This is a genomic window from Microbacterium oxydans, from assembly GCF_006540085.1.
Classification (GTDB): Bacteria; Actinomycetota; Actinomycetes; order Actinomycetales; family Microbacteriaceae; genus Microbacterium; species Microbacterium oxydans.
In genome coordinates this window covers 421,300-445,870 of the sequence record NZ_BJOG01000008.1, presented here as the reverse complement: position 1 = coordinate 445,870, position 24,571 = coordinate 421,300, and the positions used below count along the sequence as shown (strand labels likewise).

Here is a 24,571-nt window from a genome sequence, read left to right as displayed (position 1 = left end):
TATCCTCGTTCATTACCAATCGGTCTGGTTTGACTTACCAATCGGTCGAGATTGGTGTACTGTCATGCCAGAACCGCATCGCCCGAAGATGTGCGGTGAATCGAAAGGACTGTCATGACAGAGCTGTCATCCGCCGCCAACGCGGCCGCGGTGGGCACCACGGGATTCAAGGCCCCAGGGACCACGCCGCCCAAGACTCCGCGCGGCTACACCCCCGGCCTCGCCGCGGTGAACTTCGGTGTCTTCCTGGCGCTTCTCACCCCGGTGATGGTGTCCATGGCGTTCAAGATCCAGCACATCGACCCCGTCAACACCGAGGGAAGCCTCGGACTCGTGATGGGCGTCGGTGCGATCTTCGCGCTCGTGGCGAACCCCCTCGTCGGCAGGCTCTCCGACCGCACGACCTCGCGCTGGGGCATGCGTCGTCCGTGGATCCTGGGTGGTGCCGTCGTCGGCCTCGGCGGGTTCTTCCTCATCGGGTCCGCGAACTCCGTCTGGATGGTCCTGCTCGCCTGGTGCCTCGTGCAGACCGCGATGAACGCCGTGCTCGCGGCGGCGAACGCGACCCTGCCCGACCAGGTGCCGGTCACGAGCCGCGGCAAGGTGTCGGGCATCATCGGCATCACCACCCCGATCGGCATCCTCGCCGGCAGCTTCCTGGTGAACTTCCTGCCCGGCGACTTCGAGCGCTTCGTCGTGCCGGGCGTGATCGCACTGATCCTGGTGATCATCTTCGTCCTGATCCTGAAGGACCGCCGCCTCACCGAGAAGCCCGCCGAGAAGTTCACGATCGGGATGTTCTTCGGCTCGTTCGTGTTCAACCCGCGCAAGCACCCCGACTTCGGCTGGACCTGGCTCACCAAGTTCTTCGTGATGTTCGGCTATGCCGGCATCGCCACCTTCCTGCCGCTGTACCTCGTCACCAAGTTCGGCCTCGACGAGCAGGGTGCGGTGGGCGTCATCCTCGCGGCCAACCTCGCCTCGATGGCGGCGATGGCGATCTCCTCCCCGCTCGGCGGCTTCCTCTCCGACAAGATCGGCAAGCGCCGTCCCTTCGTCGCCGTCGCCGGTGTGATCATGGTGGTCGGTCTGGTCATCCTCGCCATCGCCCCCGATATCACGACCGTCATCATCGCCCAGGCCATCATCGGGCTCGGGGCCGGATCGTTCCTCTCGGTCGACCTCGCCCTCGCCACCGAGGTGCTGCCCAACCCGGACGACGTGGCGAAGGACCTCGGGGTGCTGAACATCGCCAACGCGCTGCCGCAGTCGATCGCCCCCGCGATCGCGCCGGGCATCATCGCCATCGGAGCGGCCACGCCGCTGGGCGGCTACACCACGTGGTACCTGTTCGGTGCGGTCGTCGCGCTGGCCGGTGCCGTGCTCGTCTACCGCATCAAGGGAGTCAAGTGACCATGACAGAGACCACCATCGCGCGCCCCTGGCTCGACACCGATCTCTCGGTCGACGAGCGGGTGCAGCTGCTGCTCGATGCCATGACCATCGAGGAGAAGGCAGGGCTCTTCTTCCACACCATGATCGCGATCGGCGACCTCGAGGAGCCCAACCCGGTGTTCGCGACGCCGTCGGCCCGCGAGTTCCTCGAGTCCAAGCAGATGACGCACTTCAACCTGCTGGGTGCCGCGCCCACCGGCCGGGAGATCGCCGCGTGGCAGAACGCCCTGCAGCAGCTCGCGGCGTCCACGCGCCTCGGAATCCCGGTCACGCTCTCCACCGACCCCCGGCACTCGTTCAGCGAGAATCCGGGAGCGTCGATCCTGGCAGGGCCTTTCTCGCAGTGGCCGGAGACGCTCGGCCTCGCGGCCACCCGCGACGAGGAGCTCGTCGAGCGCTTCGCCGACATCGCCCGCCAGGAGTACACGGCCGTCGGTCTGCGCGTGGCACTGCACCCGCAGGTCGACCTCGCGACCGAGCCGCGCTGGGCGCGCCAGACGGCGACGTTCGGTGAAGACGCCGAGCTGTCGGGAAAGCTCGGCGCGGCCTACATCCGCGGCTTCCAGGGGAAGTTGTTCGGGCCTGGCTCGGTGTCGACCATGACGAAGCACTTCCCCGGCGGCGGCCCCCAGAAGGACGGCGAGGATCCGCACTTCCCGTACGGCCGCGAGCAGGTCTATCCTGGCGGCGAGTTCGAGCTTCACCTGAAGCCGTTCGAAGACGCGCTCGCCGCGGGTACCCGGCAGATGATGCCGTATTACGGGATGCCCGTCGGCACGGAGTACGAGGAGGTGGGTTTCGGCTTCAACAAGTCGGTGATCACGGGTCTGCTCCGCGAGCGCTACGGCTTCGACGGTCTGGTGTGCACGGACTGGGGTCTGATCAGCGATTCCGAGATATTCGGGCAGCCGTTCCCTGCGCGTGCCTGGGGTGTGGAAGATCTCACCCCTCGCGAGCGGATGAAGAAGGTGCTCGATGCGGGCGCCGATCAGTTCGGCGGCGAGGCGAACCCGGAGCTGCTGCTCGAGCTCGTCGCCGACGGCGAGATCACCGAGGCCCGGCTGGACATCTCCGCACGACGCATCCTGCGCGAGAAGTTCGAGCTCGGACTGTTCGAGAACCCTTACGTCGACGAGGACGCCGCCGACGAGATCGTGGGTCGTGCCGACTTCCGTGCCGCGGGGGAGGATGCCCAGCGCGCGTCGATCACGGTGCTCGCGAACGACGGCGCGCTGCCCTTCGCCCGAGGGGCGAAGCTCTACGTCGAGGGCATCGACGTCGCCGTGGCTGAAAAGTTCGCCGACGTCGTCGAGACGCCGTCGGAAGCCGATCTGGCGATCATCCGGCTGCAGGCTCCGTTCGAGGAGCGCGCGACCATGTTCGAGAACTTCTTCCACGCCGGTTCCCTCGACTTCCCGGATGACGTGATCGCCCATGTCGGCGAGGTCGCGGCTGTCGTGCCCACAGTGGTCGACGTGCTCGCCGATCGCCCGCCGATCCTGACGCCGCTCGCCGAGGTGGCGGCTGCGATCACGGTGAACTGGGGTGCTTCCGGGGCGGCGCTGCTGGACGTGCTCAGCGGTGCGTTCCCCGCGCAGGGTCGACTGCCCTTCGACCTGCCGCGATCGATGGCGGCTGTCGAGACCTCGCGTCCCGACGTCCCGTTCGATACGACCGACCCGCTGTTCCGCTTCGGTCACGGGCTCTCGCTGTAACACCCGAGGGCATTCGCGAAACGCCTCGACGGCTTCGGCCGCGGGGCGTTTCGTCGTGTCGGCGAACCCTCGATCGCGGGTTCGATGTCGGCCGATGGCGAAGCGTCTCGGACGATGACGATGGCTGAAAAGTTCTCTGGACGAATGCTGGACAACGCATCCCGTATCCCGTAGAACTGTCCTCAACATCGCTCGGCCGACTGACGTCGACCCGTGGGGGGGCCATGTGACGCGGAACATCGCATCACACGGGAGTAGCGAATGGAATTGCAGGAGAGGACTCTGCGGCGACGCAGAGCAGCAGGAGGAAGCATCGCCGGCGTCACCGTCGGCGCGGTGATCCTCGCAAGTGCACTGGTGCCGACAGCGGCGAATGCGCTGGACGCGGCGAATCCGAACGATCCGTCGGTCGCGCAGGGGCAGATCATCCAGCTGCCGGCCGCACTGCTCGGCGGACTCGACATCGCCGCGCTCGGTCACACGCTGACGAGCAACCCGGCCGCCCCTGGCTCGGAGCTCGGCGGACTGAACGTCGGACTGCTCGAGGCGCTCAACATCGACGTGGGCACCCTCAACGTGCCGCTGCTGACCGACGGCACCACGCCGGGTCTGCTGCGGCTCGGCGACCTGGGCGCTGCGCAGAGCTTCAGCTCCTCGCCGACGCAGACCCAGTCGATCGCCTCGTCGGGCACGATCACCTCGGGTGGGGCTGTCGACACCGGCGCCATCGACGGCAGCGTGAACCCCGGCACCCTCGAGCTCACAGACCTCTTCGACCAGCTCGCCGTGGCGGGTCTGACCGATGCGGTCCTCGACCAGGCCTCCATCGGCATCGGCGCCCTCGCGTCGCGTGCCGAGTCGAACGCGGGAACGGTGACGTCCGAGTACCGCATCGCCGACCTGAACCTCGATCTGCACAGCAACCTGGTCGCCGGGCTCTCCGGCACCCTCGCCTCCGCGATCCAGGGCACCGTCACTCCCGTGAGCAACCTCGCCGGTCCCGGCGGCGCGCTGACCGCCCTCACCACCACGATCGTCAACACGATCAACGCGATCCCCGATGTGCCGCTCGTCGCCGCCTTCACCGCGACAGGGGGCACCGTCTCGATCGCGGGGCTCGACACGGTCGGGCAGACCGTGACGACGCAGGTGCTGCAGACCCCGGTCGAGAACACGACCGGTTCGGTTCTCGTCGACCTGAGCACCGGCACGGTCTCGGTCGATCTCGCCAAGATCCTCGTCGAGACCGGCGCGGGCGCGAACCTCAACACACTGCCGGCGAACACCCCGGTGCTCTCCGCCACGACGATCTCCGCCATCCAGCAGGGGATCACCTCCGCACTCACGGGCACGCACCCGAACAGCCTGAACGGCAAGGTCTCCACGATCCTGAAGTCGACGCTCGACGCCCTCCAGGTGACGATCACGGTCGGCGTCGACCTCACGGTGCCGCTCACCGGGACGCCGCTCGTGTCGGGCGACGTCACGGTCAAGGGTTCACTGGCGCAGTTCGCCGGCACCGCCACTCCCGTTCCCACGGTCGCGACCGACATCACCCTGGCCGGCCTCAACATCGGCGTGCTCCTGAACCCGGTGGTCGCGACGGTGACGAATGCGGTCGCCACGACGACGGGTCCGCTCGTGAACACCGCGTTGACCAGCGTGATCCCGCTCGTGCAGCCGGCACTCGCCGCTCTCACGGGTCCCGTGCTGACGACGCTCGATCCCGTGCTCCAGGGCGTGCTGTCGGACATCGCGACCATCACCATCAACGAGCAGCCGGCGACGGGAGACATCCCGGGCGGCAGCTTCACGGTGCGTGCGCTCGGAGTGAACCTGCTCCCGGCCGTCGGAGGGGGGGTCGCTCTCGACCTCGGTTCCTCGACGGTCAAGGCTGCCGCGGCAGCTGTGGCGGCTATCGACGCGGCCCCGACCGTCCAGGCGGGGACGAACCTGCCCGTGACCGGCTCCGGCTGGCCCGCGAACACGCAGGTCTCCGTGCAGGTGACCGCACCCGGCGGGGGGATCGTGAACGACCCTGTTCCGGTCACGACCGACGGCAACGGTGCATTCACGGTCGATTACTTCGTCCCGACGGCGACGACGGTGGGCACCGGGTACACGGTCACCGCGACGGCAGGCGCCGTCTCGGCGACGGATACGACCGAGGTGACGGCCGCGGCGACGGTCGATGCCGCCCCGGCCGTACAGGCGGGGACGGATCTCGCGGTCTCCGGTGCCAACTGGCCGGCGAACACCCAGGTCTCGGTGCAGCTGTCGGCTCCGGCTTCCGGCCCGAACGTGGGCGGCCCCGTACTGGTCACCACCGACGGTTCCGGCACCTTCACGGTCGCCTACCCTGTTCCGGCCGGCACACCCGCGGCCACCGGCTACACGGTGACGGCATCGGTGGGCACGCAGACGGCGACCGACACCACCGAGGTGACGGACGCCCCCGTGGCCGCCGTCGATGCCGCAGCCACCGTGCAGGCGGGCACCAGCCTTCCGGTCACGGGATCGAACTGGCCGGGGAACACCCAGGTGTCCGTGCAGCTGACAGCTCCGGGCGGCGGCGCGAACGTCGGCGGCCCTGTCACGGCGACTACGAACGCCTCGGGTGACTTCACGCTCGACTACCCGGTTCCCGCTTCTGCGGCTCCGGGTGCGGCATACACCGTCACGGCGACCGCAGGTGCCGTCACGGCGATCGACACCACGGAGGTCACGGCCGCCGCGGCTGTCGATGCCGCTGACACGGTGCAGGCGGGCACGAGCCTTCCGGTGACCGGTACGAACTGGCCGGCGAGCACGCAGGTGTCCGTGCAGCTGACGGCGCCGGGTGGCGGGAACGTCGGTGGTCCGGTGACGGCCACGACCGACGCGTCTGGCGGGTTCACGCTCGACTACCCGGTTCCGGCTTCGGCCACGCCCGGCGCAGGCTACACGGTGACGGCGACTGTCGGCACCCAGACCGCGACCGACACGACCACCGTGACTGCGGCGGCCACGGTCGACGCGGCGGCGACGGTGCAGGCAGGGGACGATCTGCCCGTCACCGGAGCGAACTGGCCGGCGAACACGCAGGTCTCGGTGCAGCTGAGCGCACCCGGCGGCGCGGCCGTCGGTACCCCGCGCACGGCCACGACCGGCGCGCTCGGCGGCTTCGCGCTCGACTACCCGGTCCCGGCCGGCACCCCGGCAGGCACCGGCTACACGGTCACGGCCTCGGTCGGTGCGCAGACGGCGACGGACACGACGGAGGTCACCGCGGCTCCCGTCGTGGTCGACGCGGCCGCCCAGGTTCCGGCGGGCAGCAACCTCGCCGTGACCGGCTCGGGCTGGCCCGTGAGCTCCTCGGTCTCGCTGCAGCTGACAGCTCCGGGCGGAGGCGCGAACGTCGGCGGCCCGGTGACGGCGACGACCGATGCTTCGGGAGCCTTCACTGCGAACTATCCCGTACCGGCGGGCACCACTCCCGGAACCGGATACACGCTGACTGCGACCGCCGGTGCCGTCACCGCGACGGACACCACAGAGGTGACGGCGGGCGACCCGGGTGATGTCAACACCAACGCAGCGGCGTCAGCGTCGGCCTCGGCGGACGCGACCGCGGACGGCGACCCGTCGGCCCAGGCCGCTGCAGAGGCGGCTGCTCTGGCCGATGCCACCTCGTCCGCGTCGGCGGCCGCCACCGCTGACGCGACCGCGGCCGCCGAGGCTGCGGCGACGACGACGGCATCGACGACAGCGTCGACCGACTCGACATCGACCGCCAACGCCTCCGCGGCCGTCGCCGCCCAGGCCGCGGCGCTGGCTGATGCCTCGACGAACGCGAACGCCGCAGCCTCCGCGGCAGCGGAAGCGAACTCCGCGGCCTCGTCGGAGTCCGCAGCGACCTCCGACTCCTCCACCGACGCATCCTCGGAAGCCTCGACCAACGCGAACGCGGCTGCCTCGGCATCCGCTTCGGCGAACGCCGACGCCACCACCGCGGCCGTCGCGGAAGCGTCCGCGCAGGCAGCGGCCTTCGCGGATGCGACAGCGCAGGGCTCGGCGGCGGCCGACCCGGCAGCGGACGCCGCATCGGAGTCGGCGGCGACGGCGACCTCGTCCACGGCGGCGACGGCTGATGCCACCTCGGCGGCGAACGCCGGCGCGGCCATCGCGGCCCAGGCCGCGGCCCTCGCCGACGCCACGACGAACACGGCGGCTGACGCCACCGCGACGTCGGATGCCAGCACGAGCGCGGCGGCGAACGCGAGCGCGGCGGCGATCGCGAACGCCTCGACCGATGCCTCGTCCGACGCGGTCGCCTCGGCTGACGCGTCGGCGGAGATCAACACCAACGCGTCCGCGTCGGCAGCGGCCTCCGCCCAGGCTGACGACGACAGCAACGCCTCGGCTGAGGCCGCGGCAGTGGCGGCGGCACTCGCGGACGCGACCAGCCAGGCATCCGCGGCGGCCGACGTGTCGGCCAACGCAGCGGCTCAGGCGGCGGCGACCACCGATGCCTCCACCGATGCCTCGACCACGGCCACCACGGCGGCGAACGCCTCCGCGGCTGCGGCGGCTCAGGCGGCGGCGCAGAACGATGCGACCTCGACGAGCGCGGCGGATGCCTCGGCTGCGGCCGATGCGGACCCGAACGCCTCTGCGGCCGCAGCGGCCAACGCGTCCTCGTCGGCGACGGCATCGGCATCGGCTGCGGCCGACGCCTCGGCCGAAGCCACCGCGGAGGCATCCGCATCCGCCACCGCGAGCGCTTCGGCGGACGCGGCAGCCGACCCGACCGGGAACATCGCGATCGCCCTCCGGTCGCCGGTCCTGGAACGCGGACAGCAGCAGACCGCCGTCGGCACCGGCTTCAAGCCCGGAGAGAAGGTCACCGGCGTGATGGCCTCCGATCCGGTCGCGCTGGGCAGCCAGGTCGCGAACGCGCAGGGCACGGTCACCTTCACCTGGACCGTGCCGACCGCCACCGACCTCGGACCGCACACCGTGACACTGACCGGGGCGACCTCGGGCAGCGTATCGGCCTCGTTCCAGGTGGTGGCCTCGGGCCTGGCCACGACCGGTGGACAGGTGCAGGGCGGTTGGATCGCCCTGGCCGCACTGCTCCTCGTCCTCGGCCTGGGGACGATGAGACTCGCGACATCCCGACGGCGACTGATCCGTACGGAGTGATCGCGATGCAGGAACGCTGAGTGGTCGGGACCGTTTCCCCACGGCGGTCCCGACCCCTCGGCGGTATGGAGGGAAGTGAATGAGCACCAGACTCGAGTCCGCACCGCACTCCGACGCGGCAGGTTCCGACGCGGTCGAGCCGGAACCCTCGGCAGCCGTGCGGCCACGGCCGACGTGGTGGGTGAAGCTCATCGCCTTCGCGGCCTGCCTCCTGACGCTGTGGCACATCGGCGCCTCGTTCCTGTGGATAGCGCCTTACTCCGCACTACGGGAGATCCCCACCCAGCAGGTCCTCGCCGGGTACATGCTGCCGATGTTCGGTCAGTCCTGGAGCGTGTTCGCTCCGGAGCCCATCAACGGCGACTACCACTTCAACGTCCGCGCCCTCATCGAGAAGGACGGCGAACAGGTCGAGACCGGGTGGGTCAGCGCCACCGACGTGGAGCTCTCGATGATCCGGTACAACCTCTTCCCTCCGCGGGCCGGCATCCAGTCGAGTGAGGTGGCGAGCGGACAGATGAACGCCTACAACAAGCTGAACGCGGACCAGCAGGCCGTCATCGGCCTGGACTTCATGAAGGACGACTGGGAGGAGTGGATGGTGCGCTCCTTCGACGAGCTGCAGGGTGAAGACAATCCATCGACCGAGGCCTACATGGCCGAGGAGCACCTCTCGACCGCGTACGCGACCCAGGTGGCCTACGCGATCTGGGGAGCGGATGCGGTGGTCGCGGTGCAGTACCGCGTGAGCCGCCAGAACGTGGTCCCCTACAAGGATCGCAACGACCCCGGCGCGCAGCGCCCCGACCCGACGTTCTCGACGACCGGATGGCGTCTGCCCATAGAAGAGGAAGGGCAGAGTCGCGAGAACTTCGCGAACACCTTCCGCGGCCAGTTCGAGAGGATCCAGCCGTGAGCGCGCCGGTCAAGACCGCGGACCGCCGGAAGGACGCGAAGAAGAAGGACTCCGCGCCACGGAGCACCATCACCGCTCCGGCCCCGGCGTCCGCGCCGCCCACCCCTCCTCGCGAACCCGCCCCGGCACCGGCTCCGGCGAGCACCGTGCCGCCGCGGTCGTTCGTCACACGGCTGCTGACCTTCGTGTCGTCGATGATCGGTGGTCTCTGGTCGATGGTGCTGTCGGCGATCGACCGCATCTCGGCGTTCGTCGGCGACTGGCTCTTCCACGGGAAGAAGGCGCTCTACGGACTCGCGGTCACGCGCATCCTCTTCGGACTCACCGCGATCGGCCTGCTGATCTCGAACTTCAGCACCCGGCTCTACACGTTCGGATCGGGGTCGGCCTGGAACGGCGAGCTCGCGGAGCCGGTGAGCGAGTTCCCCAGGATCTGGGTGTTCAGTGCGTTCCATGCCGCGATGGGGAACGATGCGCTCTACACGGCGCTCTACCTTCTGCTCGGAGTGCTCGCCGTGCTGTTCGTGCTCGGGTGGCGCTTCCGGATCGTGCTGCCGATCTTCTTCTGCCTCTGGGTGGGGTTCATCGAGGCGAACGACATGGTGGGCGATCAGGGCGACAACATGTTCCGCATCGCCCTGCTGCTGCTGTTCTTCGCCGACCCGGCGGCGCGCTGGTCGCTGGATGCCCGGCGTCGGGCGAAGTCGGGGGAGTGGTTCGCCCCGAACAGCCAGCCGGCGCTGCTGGGAACCATGTTCCACAACCTGGCGCTCGTGGCTCTCACGGCACAGGTCTGCTTCGTCTACGCCTCCGGCGCTCTCTACAAGGCGGGCGGCGCACCGTGGGAAGAGGGGTATGCGGTCTACAACCCGCTGCAGACCGCCCGGTTCGGCACCTGGCCGGTGCTGAGCGACCTCGTCACGACATGGGGACCGATGGTCACCGTCGCCAGCTGGGGTTCGATCATCCTGCAGGTGGCGTTCCCGCTCATGCTGCTCACCCGTCCCACGCGGTTGATCGGACTGCTGGGCATCCTGTCGTTCCACATCGGCATCGCCGTGCTCATGGGGCTGCCGTGGTTCTCGCTGACGATGATCGCGATCGATGCGATCTTCATCCGCGATCGCACGTGGGCGCGTCTGAGCGCGGGGACGAAGCGGCGTTGGCGGGAGGCAGGAGCGCCACCGCCTACCGTGCCGGAAGATGCGCTGCCGGCCCGGACTGTGGTCTGACGACAAGCCGACGGGGAGATGCCCCCGCAGCGCATTGGAGGAAGTGGACAGGGCAGTAGGACTCCCGTTGTGGCAGACCTACCATGACAGTATTCCCACTTCCCTCTGAGAGGAACGCTCATGGTCGACGCCGCCGTCCGTCCGAAGACGACCCGCACCTCCCCCGACAACGCTGACGCCACCCCGCGTCTCGATGTCGCCCGCGTCAACGACGCCCTGATGGGCACGTGGGGTGACGTGCGTCGTCAGGCCCGCGAGATGATCAAGGACTCGGCGTTCTGGCGCAAGGACGAGCTCGGCAAGGACGAGCACCGCGAGCGCGTGCTCAGCCAGCTGCACCTGCTGGTGGAGAACAAGGCCGTGCATCGCGCGTTCCCGAAGTCGCTCGGCGGCGAGGAGAACAACGGTGCGAACATCGCGGGCTTCGAGGAGCTCGTGGTGGCCGACCCCAGCCTGCAGATCAAGTCGGGTGTGCAGTGGGGTCTCTTCGGATCGGCGATCCTGCAGCTGGGTACGGAGGAGCACCACGCGAAGTGGCTCCCCGGAGTGATGGACCTCTCGATCCCCGGTGCCTTCGCGATGACCGAGATCGGCCACGGCTCCGACGTCGCTGCGGTCGGCACCACGGCCACGTACGACCCGGAGACGGAGGAGTTCGTCATCAACACCCCGTTCCGCGGGGCGACGAAGGAGTACCTCGGAAACGCCGCACTGCACGGCGTAGCGGCGACCGTCTTCGCGCAGCTGATCACGAACGGCGTGAACCACGGCGTGCACTGCTTCTATGTGCCGCTGCGCGGTGAGGACGGGGTGGACCTCCCCGGCATCGGCCGCGAGGACGACGGTCTCAAGGGCGGACTCAACGGCATCGACAACGGGCGCCTCTCCTTCGACCACGTGCGGATCCCGCGGACCAACCTGCTCAACCGCTACGGCGACGTCGCGGCCGACGGCACCTACTCCAGTGCGATCGACAGCCCTGGCCGCCGCTTCTTCACGATGCTCGGCACCCTCGTGCAGGGGCGGGTGTCCCTCGACGGCGCGGCCTCCTGGGCCTCCGCCCTCGGTCTGCACATCGCGATCACCTACGCCACCCAGCGCCGTCAGTTCGACGGTGCTGATGGGCAGGAGGTGGTGCTGATGGACTACGGCAAGCACCAGCGCCGTCTGCTGCCGCGCCTGGCGACCACCTACGCGCAGATCTTCGCGCACGACGAGTTCCTGCAGAAGTTCGACGGTGTCTTCTCCGGCCGGACCGACACCCCGGCGGACCGGGAAGACCTGGAGACCTTGGCCGCCGCCCTCAAGCCGCTGTCGACGTGGCATGCGCTCGACACCCTCCAGGAGGCCCGAGAGGCCACCGGCGGTGCCGGCTTCATGTTCGAGAACCGTCTGGTCGGGCTTCGTGCCGACCTCGACATCTACGTCACCTTCGAGGGCGACAACAACGTGCTGCTGCAGCTCGTCGGCAAGCGTCTGCTGACCGACTACGCGAAGCAGTTCCAGGGCAAGGATGCGGCGGCCCTCGCCAAGTTCGCCGTGGGCATGACCGCGGGCAAGCTGTTCCACGGTGCGGGCCTGCGTCAGCTCGGTCAGGCCGTCTCCGACTTCGGTCAGGTGAGCCGATCGGTCGAGCGGGGCCTGCGCGAGGAGCAGCAGCACGATCTGCTCGCCGGACGTGTGCAGCAGATGGTGGCCGACATCGCCTCGCGCCTCCGCCCCGGTGCGAAGGACAAGGCCCTCGGCGCTCGCCTGTTCAACGAGAACCAGGCCGAGCTCATCGAGGCCGCCCGTGCGCACGGAGAGCTGCTGCAGTGGGAGGCGTTCACCGACGCCGTGCACGAGATCGACGACGAGGACACCAAGAAGGTGCTCACCTGGCTGCGCGACCTGTTCGGCCTGCAGCTCATCGAGAAGCACCTCGCCTGGCATCTGATCCACGGACGTCTGTCGATGCAGCGCGGCGCGGCGGTGTCGAGCTACATCGACCGCCTGTGCGCCCGTCTGCGCCCGTACTCCCTCGACCTCGTGAACGCGTTCGGCTACGAGCCCGAGCACGTGCGCGCTCCCATCGCGAGCGGCCTGGAGAAGCAGCGGCAGGACGAGGCCCGTGCGTACTACGCCGACCTCGAGGCGAGCGGACAGGCCCCCATCCAGGAGAAGGCGCTCAAGAAGAAGCAGCGCTGACCCGCCCGCGGTTCGCTCTCCTCTCGACGACCGTCGACTCGCGCGGCACGGCTGATTCACCTCCCGCGCTGGGTAGTCTCGGCAGGTACCCGATCCGAGGAGTCCGAGATGCCTGCCGTGAACGCCTATGCCGCACCCCGTGAAGCAGCCCCGCTGGAGAAGACCGTCATCCAGCGACGCGAACTCGGCCCGCTCGACGTGCTGATCGACATCGCCTTCGCCGGGATCTGCCACTCGGACATCCACACCGTCCGCGGCGATTGGGGTCCGCAGCAGTATCCGCTCGCTCCCGGGCACGAGATCACCGGCACGGTCGCTGCGGTAGGCGAGGCCGTCACCCGGTATGCGGTCGGCGATCGTGTCGGCGTCGGATGCCTGGTGAACTCCTGCGGGGAGTGCCGCAACTGTCTGCGCGGCGAAGAGCAGTTCTGCACCCAGGGGGCCGTGCTCACCTACGGCGGCATCGATCGCGACGGCACCGTCACCCAGGGCGGCTACTCCGAGCAGGTGGTCGTGACCGAGGCCTTCGTGCTGCGCATCCCCGACGGTCTGCCGCTGGACGTCGCCGCACCGCTGCTGTGCGCGGGCATCACGACCTATTCGCCGCTGCGGCACTGGAACGTCGGACTCGGCACACGCGTCGCGGTCGTCGGGCTCGGCGGCCTCGGGCACATGGGAGTGCAGATCGCCCATGCTCTCGGCGCGGAGGTGACCGTGCTCTCGCAGACCCTGAGCAAGAAGGACGACGGTCTGCGGCTCGGTGCCGACCACTATCGCGCCACCAGCGACCGGGAGACCTTCCGCGAGCTGCGCTCATCGTTCGATGTGATCCTCAACACCGTGAGCGCCGTGATCGATCTGCGCTCCTACCTGAGCCTGCTCGACGTCGGCGGAGCCATGGTGTGCGTCGGCGCTCCCGGCGAACCCCTGGAGGTGGGCGTGATGTCGCTGATCGGTGGTCGGCGCTCGCTTGCCGGCAGCAACATCGGCGGCATCGGCGAGACGCAGGAGATGCTCGACTTCTGTGCCGAGCACGGCATCGCGGCAGAGATCGAGGTCATCCCCGCCTCCGACATCAACACGGCCTACGAGCGCGTGCTGGCCTCCGACGTGCGGTACCGGTTCGTGATCGACGCCGCCACCTTCGCCTGAGCGCTCGCCGATCGCAGCCGTGAGGCGCGAAGGCACCCGGTGTCGGTCGCCGCGGATAGCCTGAGCGCATGACCTCTCTTCTCACGGGCCCCGACGCCCGCGACCGTTGCGCCTGGGTGGGCGACGACGACGAGTACCGCCGCTACCATGACGAGGAGTGGGGCACGCCGTTGCACGGCGACCGCGCGCTGTTCGAGAAGATGGCGCTGGAGGGGTTCCAGGCCGGGCTCTCCTGGATCACGATCCTGCGCAAGCGTCCGCGGTTCCGCGAGGTGTTCGAGGGGTTCGTGCCCGAGATCGTCTCGGAGTTCGACGAGTCCGACGTCGAACGTCTGATGGGCGATGCCGGCATCATCCGCAACCGCGCGAAGATCGAGGCCACGATCGGCAACGCCCGCATCGTCCGTGGCATGGCCGATGGCGAGTTCGACGAGCTGATGTGGTCGTTCGCTCCTGCGGTCTCCGGTGAGCGCCCGGCATCGTTCGCCGACGTCCCGGCCGTCACACCGGAATCGACCGCTCTGAGCAAAGAACTGCGCCGTCGCGGGTTCCGTTTCGTCGGGCCGACCACCATGTACGCCCTGATGCAGTCGGGTGGGATGGTCGACGACCACATCGCGGGGTGCTGGAGAGCGTGATGTCGGCTCCGTCGGCGCTCAGCGCTCGCCGGTCTCCCGGGTGAGCGCTGAGCGCGCGTCGGAAGTGTTCTCGACGGCGAAGGTGGCCATCGTCGGCAGGTAGCGGTCGTCCGCCACCTCGACGAGGGAACCGTCGGCCGCCCATCCCGTTCGTCGTACGCGCAGCAGCGGTGTGGACACGGACACCGCCAGTGCCGCCGCATCGATCTCGTCCGCCGGTACCGCGTCGAAGACATGACGTGCGCGAACGGGCGCCAGGCCATGCTCCTGCATCGCCTGGTAGATGCTCCCCGCGTCGAGATCGGCGGCGAGCAGCAGTCTGCCGACGGGGAGAGGGAACGCCGAGCGTTCGAGCATCGCCGGTTCGTCGTCGAGCAGTCGCAGCCGTACGATCTCCACGATCGCGGCGCCCGTCTCGATTCCGAGGTCATCGGCGATCGCTTCCGAGGCGGGTCGGCGTGCAGCCTCGAGCACGCGTTGGCCGGGGCGTCGTCCGATCGAACGTGCCCAGTCGGTGAACGAGACGAAGGTCTGGAACGACTGCGTCGGCACGATTCGCCGCACCCGAGGCGGTGCGCCTCTCCCGCCGTCGACAGCACCTTCGGCTCGCAGCGTCGCGAGAGCCTGCCTGATCGGTCCGCGAGAGGTCCCGAACTCGGCGATCAGGGAGTGCTCACTCGGCACACGTTCGCCCTCCGGCCATTCGCCGCTTCTGATGCGATCGAGCATCCGCTCGTAGAGCTGCTCGTGCAGAGGTCTGGGCATTCTCGTTCGTGCTCCTGTTGTCGTGACTTCTCATCCCCGCGGCGACCGCGACATGTTCACTCTGACGCACATCGGTGAACAATCGGGGAATTTCCGTGGAAAAAGTTGTCATGACTACTTTCGCTCCTCATGCTCGGAAGAGACGGAATCCCCCTGCCTCGGCCGACATGAGCGGTCGACCAACCCCTAGGAAGAGACATGAGAACCAGACACGGAATCGGCGCCATCGCCGTGACGTGCGCCCTCACGCTGCTCGTCGGCGCGGCGGCGACGCCCGCCTTCGCTGCAGCCCCGCCGCTGACCGAAGGCTTCACCGACGCGACGGCCTCGCAGCCCCCTGCCGGATGGTCGATCGACAACACCAACGTGACCGGTATGCGGGCGGACTGGGAGGGCTGGTCGTTCCACACCTCGGCCGAGGTCGTGTCGACCTGGGGGAACAGCGGCGATCGCGGCTCCTTCACACGTGCGGACGGTGTCACCGCGGTCGTGCACTCCGACGCCAACCGGCCGACGGACGGGCGCTTCAGCTCCGTGCTGTGGGCACCCGCCGTCGACCTGCAGAGTCAGGACGGGGCGGTGCGGGTGCGCTTCGACAGCCACTACAAGCAGGGGCAGTCGCCGCAGACCGCGCAGCTCGTCGCTCGCTTCGACGACGCAGCGCCGGTGGTGGTCGAGTCGTTCGCCCGGAACCGTCTCGACGAGCAGGTGGACGTCTCGATCCCGGTGCCTGCGGGGACCGATGCCGTCACGGTGGGCTGGTCGTACGCCGAGAGCAGCAACAACTGGTTCTGGATGATCGACGACGTGCAGATCAGCGAAGCCCCGCCGGCCGACGCAGCACCGCGCATCCTCTCCGCCGCGAAGCCCGTCGCCAGAGCAGGTGCGACGGTTCCGGTGAAGGTCGGCGGACTGCGCCCCGGGCAGCAGCTGACCGCGTCGTTCGGCGATGCCGGGGCGGCGGTTCCCGGTATCCCGGTCGCTGACGCCGCGGGGGAGACGTCGTTCTCGGTCGCGCTGCCCGCTGACCTCGCGCCCGGCTCGGTGACGCTGTCTCTCGGTGGCGCCGGCATCGTGTCGACCCCGCTCGTGATCACCGTGCTCGCCGCCGATGACCCGGACACCTCGACCACCGAGCAGCTGCTCTGGTTCGACGGCTTCGAGACGGACAGCTGGACGAGCAAGGGTGCGTGGACGCTGTCGAACCTCGACAGCGTGATCGCCCAGTACGGCACCGATCGCCGACACGCGTTCACCCGCGCTTCGGGGCGGATCGCCGTGGCGGAGGCGACGAGCGGGGCATTCGCCGGCAGCCTCGCCTCCTCTCCGATCGCCGTGAAGGCGGGGGATGCGCTGGAGGTGCGCCTCGACAGCCACTACCGCAAGAGGGGCGGAACCCAACATGGCACCGTGACGGCGGTGTTCGACGAGGGAACGGAGACCGTGCTGCGCGAGCTCTCCGATGCCGACGAGGAGTCAGCGCAGCTCCGGCTGCCGGTCACGGTGCCGGCGGGCGCATCCGCGATGACCCTGCGGTTCGTCTTCGACGCCCCCGGCGCCGCGGGATCGTGGATGCTCGACGACGTGCAGGTGGTGCGCCCGCTCGCGGCACTCGCCGAAGGAGTCGAGGCCAACACCGTGGTCGACATCTTCAGCGATGTGCAGGGGGCGACGACGCGACTGAGCCAGAACGTGCTGCCGGGGTTCCGCGCGATGGCGCAGACGGCGGACGTGCTCGTGTCCAACGGCGACCTGGTCAGCAACGGATCGACCGCGAACTACACCTCCTATCTGTCGGCGCTCGCGGCGGGTGGCGGCGGCGAGTACGGCACGGTCGTCTCGACGATCGGCAACCACGAGTACTACGGCAGCGAGGGATCGGCGGTGTACCGGGAGCGCTTCCTCGATTCGACGGGGATGCGCGACATCGGTGGCCAGGGTGGGGTGAGGTGCTCGTGGACGGTCAGCTTCCCCTGATCTGGATCGGGAGCGAGTTCTACGACTACACGGCGAAGACCGGCGCAGGCCCGTTCGTCGACTTCGGCGAGGAGCAGTTCACCTGGCTGCGTGATCGGCTCGCCCACTGGCGCGCCCAGGACCAGCCGGTGCTGCTCTTCTCGCACCACCTGCTGCCGTACTCGGTCTCCGGATCGTACGCGCGGTTCTACGAGAACGACTTCGGGCAGGAGGAGGCCCGGTTCGCCGCCCTGCTCGCACAGAACCCGAACGTCATCATGTTCAACAGCCACACGCACTGGTCGCCGACGTTGAACGACTGGAGTACAGAGCTGCGGCCGGATCCGACGCGCGCCAGCGGCCCCACGGTCGTGAACACCGGAGCCGTCACCACGATGTACGGGCCGAGCGGGGACTGGGAGGAGAAAGCCGTCGGCGGTGCCGACCCCGTCGGGCTGCGCGCCGCGCTGTACGACGACCGCGTGCGCGTCACGGTGTACTCCTTCTCGACGGCCGGAGCGACGGAGATCAAGCACGTCGACATCCCGCGTCCCACCGACGCCCCCGTGGATCCGGTGGACCCGGTCGATCCGGTCGATCCCGTCGATCCGGCCGTGGCGCTGAGCACGCAGACGGTCGCGGCCGGTGGCCGGGTCACGATCTCCGGGACCGGATTCCCCGAGGCTGCGGAGCTCGCGATCGAGCTGCGTTCCACACCGGTGCGGGTGGGCGTCGCGACCGCCGATGCCGACGGGGCGTTCCGCACCGCTGTCACGATCCCCGCGAAGACGCCGGCCGGTGCGCACACACTGGCGGTGATCCTCCCCGACGGGACCGAGGCGACCGCGCCGATCACGGTCACCCGCGCGGGGGACGGCTCCGGCGGCGTCGCACCGGGAACGGGGACGGGCACAGCCCCCGGCTCGGGATCCAGTGGCGGAGCGGATGCATCGTCCACGGGCGGTGACCTCGCCACGACGGGCGGTGCACCCGGCTGGTACCTCGTCGGCGGCGCTCTGCTGCTTCTGAGCCTCGGTGGCGCGCTCGTCCTCCGACGGCGTCGGGGTCGCAGCTGACGCACGCGCCCTCATGCTCCATGGGCGGGGCGGCTTCGAGGTCTTCTCGACGTCGCCCCGCTCGATGGGCAAAACTCCCCATCGAGCGGTATTCCAGGACGCAGTTAGGATGAACGGGTGCTTCGTGGGCCCGTCGGGTCGCGATCGAGGAGAACAGAGAGTGTCACCCTGGGGGGGAACCGGGTATGAAGGCGTTGTCATGGATGCGCGCACGACCGAAGACGCTGGCGTCAGCGGCCGGTGTCACCGTGGGCGTGATCGCCATCACCACGATGGCCTTCACCTACGAGGGGTTCCCGACCACCAAGGTCGATCTGAACGACGGCGGCGTCTGGATCACCAAGACGTCGAGCCTTCTCGTGGGGCACTTCAACCACGAGTCGACGGTGCTCGACGGCGGACTGCGCACCACGGGTGAGAACTACGACATCCTGCAGGACACGAACAACATCCTGGTCGTCGATGAGAACGCGTCCACGCTGACCGCCGTCGATCCTGCACGCGTCTCGCTCGGCGATTCGGCGAAGGTCCCCTCCTCCGCGAAGGTCGCGCTGGGCAACCGCACGGCTGCGATCCTCGATCAGAAGACCGGCGAGCTCTGGGTCGTGCCGGCGCAGGGCGTCGCGTCCTTCGAGGCCGAGGTCAACGAGCCGGTGGCCGAGCTGGGCGCTGGCGCCGATGTCGCTGTGGCCAAGGACGGCACCGTCTTCGGACTCGCCCCGGAGCGCGGCGAGGTCGTCACCGTCCCCGTCGACAACGAGGGGGAGGCGCTCGACGCCTCCGCCGCTTCGGTCGGCGAACTCGACGCCTCGGCGAAGCCCGCGATCACCGCCGTGGGTCGCACCCCGGTCGTGCTGGATAGGGCAGCCGGCGTCGTGACCTCCCCGGGCGGCGTCCGCACCGAGATCCCCGGCGCGGACAAGGCCGTTCTGCAGCAGGCCTCCGAGAACACCGACGCGGTGGCGGTCTCGACGGCGAACGCACTGGTGAGCGTTCCCCTCGACGGCGGCGAGCCGACAGAGGTCGAGGCGGGTGGAAACGGCGTGCCGGCGGCGCCGGTGTGGCTGCGCGGCTGCACCTACGGCGCATGGGCAGGAACGGCCACGTTCATCCGGGAATGCCCGGGGTCGGCGAACGACGTCAACGCGAACGTCGACGGCGCCGAGGATTCGAAGAGCCTCGTGTTCCGCGTCAACCGCGACGTCATCATCCTCAACGACGCGGTGGGCGGAGCGGCCTGGCTGGCGAACGAGAGCCTGCAGCGCGTCGACAACTGGAACGACCTCACCCCGCCGGAGGGCGAGACCGAGAACGAGGACGACTCGACCGAGGAGACCGTCGAGACCACGCTCCCCGAGCGCAAGGAGGAGAACACTCCTCCGATCGCCGAGGATGACACGTTCGGTGTGCGCCCCGGCGTGACGACGATGCTCCCCGTGCTCGACAACGACAACGATCCGGATGGTGACGTCCTGGTCGCGACCCTCGCCGAGGCCCAGCCCGCCCTCGGCACGATCCAGCAGGTGCAGAACGGCGGATCCCTGCAGATCGCGGTCGACGAGGACGCGACAGGGTCGACCACCTTCACCTACGAGGCCGATGACGGTCGCGGCGGGAAGGACACGGCAGCGGTCACGCTGACCGTCTACGACAAGAGCGTGAACACCGCTCCGGTGCCCAAACGGCACACCAGTCTCACCGTGGAGACCGGCGGAACGATCTCGTACAACATCCTCCCGGACTGGATCGACCCCGAGGGCGACGATGTCTACCTCAAGGAGGTCGTCCCCGCGCCGGGCGACGAGGTCGACTTCAGCACCGACGGCCAGATCACGTACAAGGCGACCGCGAGCCAGCAGGGACGCAAGGACGTGCAGGTCACCGTCGCCGACGGATACGGGGAGAGCGCCACCGCGACGGTGACCCTCGATGTCCGACCGGAGGGCTCGACCAAGCCCAAGACCAACGCCGATCACGTCGTGACCCGCGTCGGCGAGCAGGTCACCGTGGCACCGCTGGCCAACGACACCAGTTCGGGGCGCGAGCTGCTGCGCCTCGGCCGCGTGAACGAGGTTCCCGGCGCGACGATCGTCACGGACGGGCCGAACAAGACCTTCTCCTTCACCGCTGATGCTCCCGGCACCTACTACGTGCTGTACCTGGCGACGGCCGGCCCCGAGAACGGCGAGGGGATCGTGCGCGTCGACGTGCTCGAGGCGAGCGAGACGGATCTCCCTCCGGTCGCCGTGCGCGACGTGGCGCTGCTGCCGACGGGCGGCGACGTGCTCATCGGCGTGCTCGCGAACGACGTCGACCCCGCCGGCGGCATCCTGGTGGTGCAGTCCGTCTCGATCGACGACGACTCGGGCATCTCCGTGTCGGTCATCAACCACGAGACGCTTCGCATCACCGATCAGGGCTCGCTCACCGACCAGGCGCGCATCAAGTACCGCATCTCCAACGGCTCCAAGTCGGCGGAGGGCGAGGTGGTGGTCATCCCGATCCCCGCGCCGGACAAGCTCCTGCAACCCGTCGTGAACGACGACACGGCGATCGTGCGCGCGGGCGATGTCGTGACCATCCCGGTGCTCGACAACGACACGCACCCGAACGACGACGTCATGCACGTCGTTCCCGAGCTGGTCGAGCCGCTGGTCGACCCGGAGGACGGTGAGGCGTTCGTCTCGCAGGACACGATCCGCTTCAAGGCCGGACCCGTCGCGAAGACCGTGTACCTCACCTACGAGGCGGTCGACTCGCGCCAGCAGAAGGACGCCGGCTACGTCACGATCCAGATCCTTCCGGTCGATGAGGAGACGAACGCCGCTCCACGCCCGCAGGATCTGGTGGCCCGCGTGCTCGCCGGGTCGACCGCGAACATCGCCGTCCCTCTCGACGGCATCGACGCCGACGGCGACTCGGTCGAGCTGATCGATATCGCCTCCAGCCCGCAGAAGGGGCGCATCACCGAGACGGCGCAGAACTACTTCACGTATGAGGCGTTCGACGACTCCTCCGGTGTCGACGTGTTCCGCTATCGCGTGCGCGACCGCCTCGGCAAGGAGGGCATCGCCACGATCCGGGTGGGCATCGCACCGGGCGAGCAGATCAATCAGAGACCGTTCGCGGTGAAGGATGCCGTGGTCGTGCGGCCGGGTCGCGAGATCTCGGTGCCGGTGATGCTGAACGACTCCGACCCCGAGGGCGACAAGATCATCCTCGTGAAGGACGGCCTCGAGGTTCCGACCGAGACGGGCATCACGGCCCGCGTCTCGGGTGATCGGGTGCTGGTGCAGGCGCCGAACCGCGAGCTCGAGACGTCGCTGCAGTACACGATCCGCGACGCGAGGGGCGCCGAGGCGACCGCGGCGCTGCAGATCACCGTCGACGAGAACGTCCCGCTGCAGGCGCCCGTCGCGCGTGACGACCGTGTGCGGCCGACCGACCTCACCGACGGCACGATGAGTGCCGACCTCGACATCCTCAAGAACGACGAGGACCCGGACGGCACCACCGATCGCCTGAAGCTCGTGCTCGGAGAAGGCGCGACCCAGCTGGAGAACGGCAAGGTGCGGGTCACCGTCACCGAGCAGCTGCAGCTCATCCGCTACACGATCACCGATCAGGACGATCTGGCCGCATCCGCGTTCATCTTCGTGCCGGCCGAGTCCGACCTGCGGCCGATCCTGGATTCGACCAAGCCGCTCGAGGTCATGAGCGGCGAGACCAGGGAGATCCCGCTCTCGAAGTTCGTCACCGTCGCCGGCGGGGGGACCGCGCGGATCACCGAGCATGCCAAGGTGAACGCCGTGTACGCCAACGGCGACGACCTCGTGAAGGACGAGACCACCCTGGTGTACACCTCGGCCGAGGGCTACTTCGGGCAGGACTCGCTCACGTTCGAGGTCACAGACGGCACGGGGCCGGACGACCCCGAGGGCCGCACGGCGACGCTGAGCATCCCGATCAACGTGCTGCCGCCGGAGAACCAGCAGCCGGTGTTCACGGGCGCAGAGGTCATCGTCGCTCCGGGCGAGAAGGCATCGACGCTCGACCTGGCCGCCCTCACGACCGACCCCGATCCGGAGGACGAGGGCAAGCACAGATACAAGTACGTCAGCGGCGCGGGCAAGGGCATCACCGCGAAGATCGACGGCTCGAAGCTGCTCGTCGAGGCCTCATCCGACGTCGAGAAGGGCACGGTGTCCTCCCTGAAGCTGGAGATCACCGACGGGACGACGGAAGCCGTCGAAGGCACCGTGACCGTGCGCGTCGGCGCCTCGACCCGCCCGCTGCCCGCAGCCAACACCGACACGATCTCGGAAGCGGATCAGGGCAAGAGCATCACGGTGCCCGTGCTCGCGAACGACTACAACCCGTTCCCGGAGACGCCGCTCAAGCTGATGACGGCTGCCACGGAGTCGGGCTCCGGCGGCGCGGCCGTGAAGGGCGATCAGGTCGTCGTCACTCCCGACCCCAGCTTCGTCGGGACCATGGTCGTGCGCTACCGCATCCAGGATGCGACGAAGGACCCCGACCGCGAGGCCAACGGCCAGATCGTCGTGACCGTCCAGGGCGTGCCGGAGGCACCGGGCACCCCGCTGGTGTCGAGCGTGCAGGACCGCACCGTCGTGGTCTCCTACGGTGCGCCGTCGAACAACGGCGCCGAGATCACGAAGTACACGGTGAAGTCGGTCGGCGGCAGCCCGTACTCGAAGGAATGCCGCTCGACGACGTGCACGCTCGACGGCCTCACCAACAACGTGGAGTACACCTTCCAGGTGACCGCGACCAACCGGGTCGGCGAGTCGAAGCCGTCCGGCACGTCGGCGGTCGCCCGTCCTGACGCTCGTCCCGACACCCCGACCCCGCCGACGCTGACCTTCGGCGACAAGTCGCTCAAGGTCGCGTGGGCCACCCCGACCACTCCCGGCTCTCCGGTGGAGAGCTACACGCTGGAGATCTCGCCGGCTCCGCCGTCCGGGGTCTCGCAGAAGCAGGCCACCGGGAACTCGATGACCTGGGAGGGTCTCGAGAACGGCGGCATCTACCAGGTGCGCGTGCAGGCCCACAACCGCGCGCCCGAGCCGTCGAGCTGGAGCGGCTGGTCGGCCTCCGAGGTGCCCGCGGGGCCGCCGATGCCCGCCGCCGCGCCCACCGTCACACAGCTGCAGGGCGTGGGCACCGAGGCGCAGATGCAGGTGAACTGGGTGCCGGGGAACGCCAACGGCGACCCGATCGACTCGTTCCAGCTGCAGGTGTGGGAGGGCGGCACGCTGCGGAACACCATCACGCCGGGAGCCGACGCCAGGTCGCAGGCGGTGAAGGTCCCGACCTCGGAGACGCCGTACACGTACCGCATCCGTGCGAACAACAAGGCGGGCTGGGGTGAATGGAGCCCGATGTCGGCACCGCGTCGCGGTGTGAACAAGCCGGGTGCGCCCTCGCTGTCGAACGTCGCCGAAGGCGATCGGTCGCTCACGCTCACCTGGTCTCCCGGCGCGCTCAACGGTGCGAGGTCGAACGAGGTGCAGTACCAGTACTCCATCGGGGGCAACTGGGCGGCGATGCCGGGCAACAACGTCATCACCGGCCTCTCGAACGGCACGAACTACAACGTGCGGGTCCGTGCCGTCTCGACGGTCGAGGGTCAGACCTATGCGAGCGACGCCTCGAACCAGATGTCCGGCAACCCCTACGGTCCGCTGAAGCAGCCTGCGGTCACCGCATCGCAGAATGCCACGAGCGTCACGTTCAACTGGGATGCGGGGCCCGCAGCGAACGGCCGGTCTATCAAGACCGTCCGCATCCGCATCGACGGCGGCGGGTGGCAGAACGTCGGCGCCAGCGGCAGCCGGACGGTCGGCGAGGGCTACAGCCAGCGTCACACGATCGACGTCGAGGTCACCGACCAGGCCGGGCAGCAGATCACCCGCTCGGCGGAGGAGACATCCGGGCGCAAGCCCGATCCGCGTGCCTGGGTCACCTCGACCGGAAACGCGAACGGACAGCCGAACTGCAACGACGGCACGTGCGCGTACTTCTACCTCACGGGGCGAGGGTTCCCGGCGAACTCCAGTATGTGGGTGCAGTGCTCCAGCAGCGCCCCGCCGCCCTACGACGGCACTTTCGGCGGACGGACGGTCACGACCGACGGCAACGGCAACATCGATCAGCAGCTGGGCTGCTACCTCGGCATGCGCCGCGGGACGATCGAGGCCTGGGTCGTGATGGACGGCAAGGAATACGAACACAGGGTCTGGCAGTGATGCCGCGCGACACCTCCTCACAACAA

Annotated in this window: 12 protein-coding genes; 11 read left to right on the top strand and 1 reads right to left on the bottom strand. The window is 69.0% G+C overall.

Annotated features, from left to right (window positions below; translation table 11 throughout):
* Positions 1 to 114: 114 nt before the first annotated feature.
* The 8 genes from MOX01_RS16445 (at position 115) to MOX01_RS16410 (ending at position 14,479) form a co-directional block, all read left to right on the top strand.
* A complete protein-coding gene (locus MOX01_RS16445) occupies positions 115 to 1,413 on the top strand; it encodes an MFS transporter (RefSeq protein ID WP_058632158.1) in 1,299 nt (432 codons plus the stop codon).
* Positions 1,414 to 1,415: 2 nt separating this feature from the next.
* The gene (locus MOX01_RS16440) at positions 1,416 to 3,170 is read left to right on the top strand and encodes a glycoside hydrolase family 3 protein (protein ID WP_141370573.1); all 1,755 of its coding nucleotides are present in this window, start codon (positions 1,416 to 1,418) and stop codon (positions 3,168 to 3,170) included.
* A gap of 261 nt (positions 3,171 to 3,431) precedes the next feature.
* A complete protein-coding gene (locus MOX01_RS16435; protein WP_141370571.1) occupies positions 3,432 to 8,354 on the top strand; it encodes a choice-of-anchor G family protein in 4,923 nt (1,640 codons plus the stop codon).
* A 79-nt stretch (positions 8,355 to 8,433) separates the two neighbouring features.
* The gene (locus MOX01_RS16430; protein WP_141370569.1) at positions 8,434 to 9,270 is read left to right on the top strand and encodes a DUF5819 family protein; all 837 of its coding nucleotides are present in this window, start codon (positions 8,434 to 8,436) and stop codon (positions 9,268 to 9,270) included.
* Entirely contained in the window at positions 9,267 to 10,502 is a 1,236-nt protein-coding gene (locus tag MOX01_RS16425; protein WP_113680841.1) for an HTTM domain-containing protein, read from the top strand. Before MOX01_RS16430 ends, MOX01_RS16425 begins: the two co-directional genes overlap by 4 nt.
* 120 nt (positions 10,503 to 10,622) lie before the next feature.
* Positions 10,623 to 12,689, top strand: coding sequence for an acyl-CoA dehydrogenase family protein (locus MOX01_RS16420; RefSeq protein ID WP_141370567.1), 2,067 nt, complete (start codon positions 10,623 to 10,625; stop codon positions 12,687 to 12,689).
* A 108-nt stretch (positions 12,690 to 12,797) separates the two neighbouring features.
* Positions 12,798 to 13,841 (top strand): NAD(P)-dependent alcohol dehydrogenase, encoded by a 1,044-nt coding sequence (locus tag MOX01_RS16415; RefSeq protein WP_141370565.1) that lies wholly within the window; start codon positions 12,798 to 12,800, stop codon positions 13,839 to 13,841.
* A gap of 68 nt (positions 13,842 to 13,909) precedes the next feature.
* Positions 13,910 to 14,479, top strand: a complete 570-nt coding sequence (locus MOX01_RS16410; RefSeq protein ID WP_046746634.1) for a DNA-3-methyladenine glycosylase I — start codon at positions 13,910 to 13,912, stop codon at positions 14,477 to 14,479.
* A gap of 18 nt (positions 14,480 to 14,497) precedes the next feature.
* On the opposite strand, the gene MOX01_RS16405 is transcribed toward MOX01_RS16410, so the two are convergent.
* Positions 14,498 to 15,244 (bottom strand): GntR family transcriptional regulator, encoded by a 747-nt coding sequence (locus MOX01_RS16405; RefSeq protein WP_113680839.1) that lies wholly within the window; start codon positions 15,242 to 15,244, stop codon positions 14,498 to 14,500.
* 198 nt (positions 15,245 to 15,442) lie between these two features.
* Here MOX01_RS16405 and MOX01_RS16400 point away from each other — a divergent pair, with 198 nt between their 5' ends.
* The 3 genes from MOX01_RS16400 (at position 15,443) to MOX01_RS16390 (ending at position 24,545) form a co-directional block, all read left to right on the top strand.
* Positions 15,443 to 17,221 (top strand): metallophosphoesterase, encoded by a 1,779-nt coding sequence (locus MOX01_RS16400; protein WP_141370563.1) that lies wholly within the window; start codon positions 15,443 to 15,445, stop codon positions 17,219 to 17,221.
* Positions 17,194 to 18,276, top strand: a complete 1,083-nt coding sequence (locus tag MOX01_RS16395; protein ID WP_141370561.1) for an LAVTG motif-containing sortase-dependent surface protein — start codon at positions 17,194 to 17,196, stop codon at positions 18,274 to 18,276. The genes MOX01_RS16400 and MOX01_RS16395 overlap by 28 nt, the downstream gene beginning before the upstream one ends.
* 203 nt (positions 18,277 to 18,479) lie before the next feature.
* Positions 18,480 to 24,545, top strand: coding sequence for an Ig-like domain-containing protein (locus MOX01_RS16390; RefSeq protein ID WP_141370559.1), 6,066 nt, complete (start codon positions 18,480 to 18,482; stop codon positions 24,543 to 24,545).
* Positions 24,546 to 24,571 lie beyond the last annotated feature (26 nt).

Bases quoted from the DNA above. Each gene is read 5' to 3' on its own strand.
- MOX01_RS16445 (WP_058632158.1), top strand. From the start codon at position 115: ATGACAGAGCTGTCATCCGCCGCCAACGCGGCCGCGGTGGGCACCACG.
- MOX01_RS16440 (WP_141370573.1), top strand. From the start codon at position 1,416: ATGACAGAGACCACCATCGCGCGCCCCTGGCTCGACACCGATCTCTCG.
- MOX01_RS16435 (WP_141370571.1), top strand. From the start codon at position 3,432: ATGGAATTGCAGGAGAGGACTCTGCGGCGACGCAGAGCAGCAGGAGGA.
- MOX01_RS16430 (WP_141370569.1), top strand. From the start codon at position 8,434: ATGAGCACCAGACTCGAGTCCGCACCGCACTCCGACGCGGCAGGTTCC.
- MOX01_RS16420 (WP_141370567.1), top strand. From the start codon at position 10,623: ATGGTCGACGCCGCCGTCCGTCCGAAGACGACCCGCACCTCCCCCGAC.
- MOX01_RS16415 (WP_141370565.1), top strand. From the start codon at position 12,798: ATGCCTGCCGTGAACGCCTATGCCGCACCCCGTGAAGCAGCCCCGCTG.
- MOX01_RS16410 (WP_046746634.1), top strand. From the start codon at position 13,910: ATGACCTCTCTTCTCACGGGCCCCGACGCCCGCGACCGTTGCGCCTGG.
- MOX01_RS16405 (WP_113680839.1), bottom strand. From the start codon at position 15,244: ATGCCCAGACCTCTGCACGAGCAGCTCTACGAGCGGATGCTCGATCGC.
- MOX01_RS16400 (WP_141370563.1), top strand. From the start codon at position 15,443: ATGAGAACCAGACACGGAATCGGCGCCATCGCCGTGACGTGCGCCCTC.
- MOX01_RS16390 (WP_141370559.1), top strand. From the start codon at position 18,480: ATGCGCGCACGACCGAAGACGCTGGCGTCAGCGGCCGGTGTCACCGTG.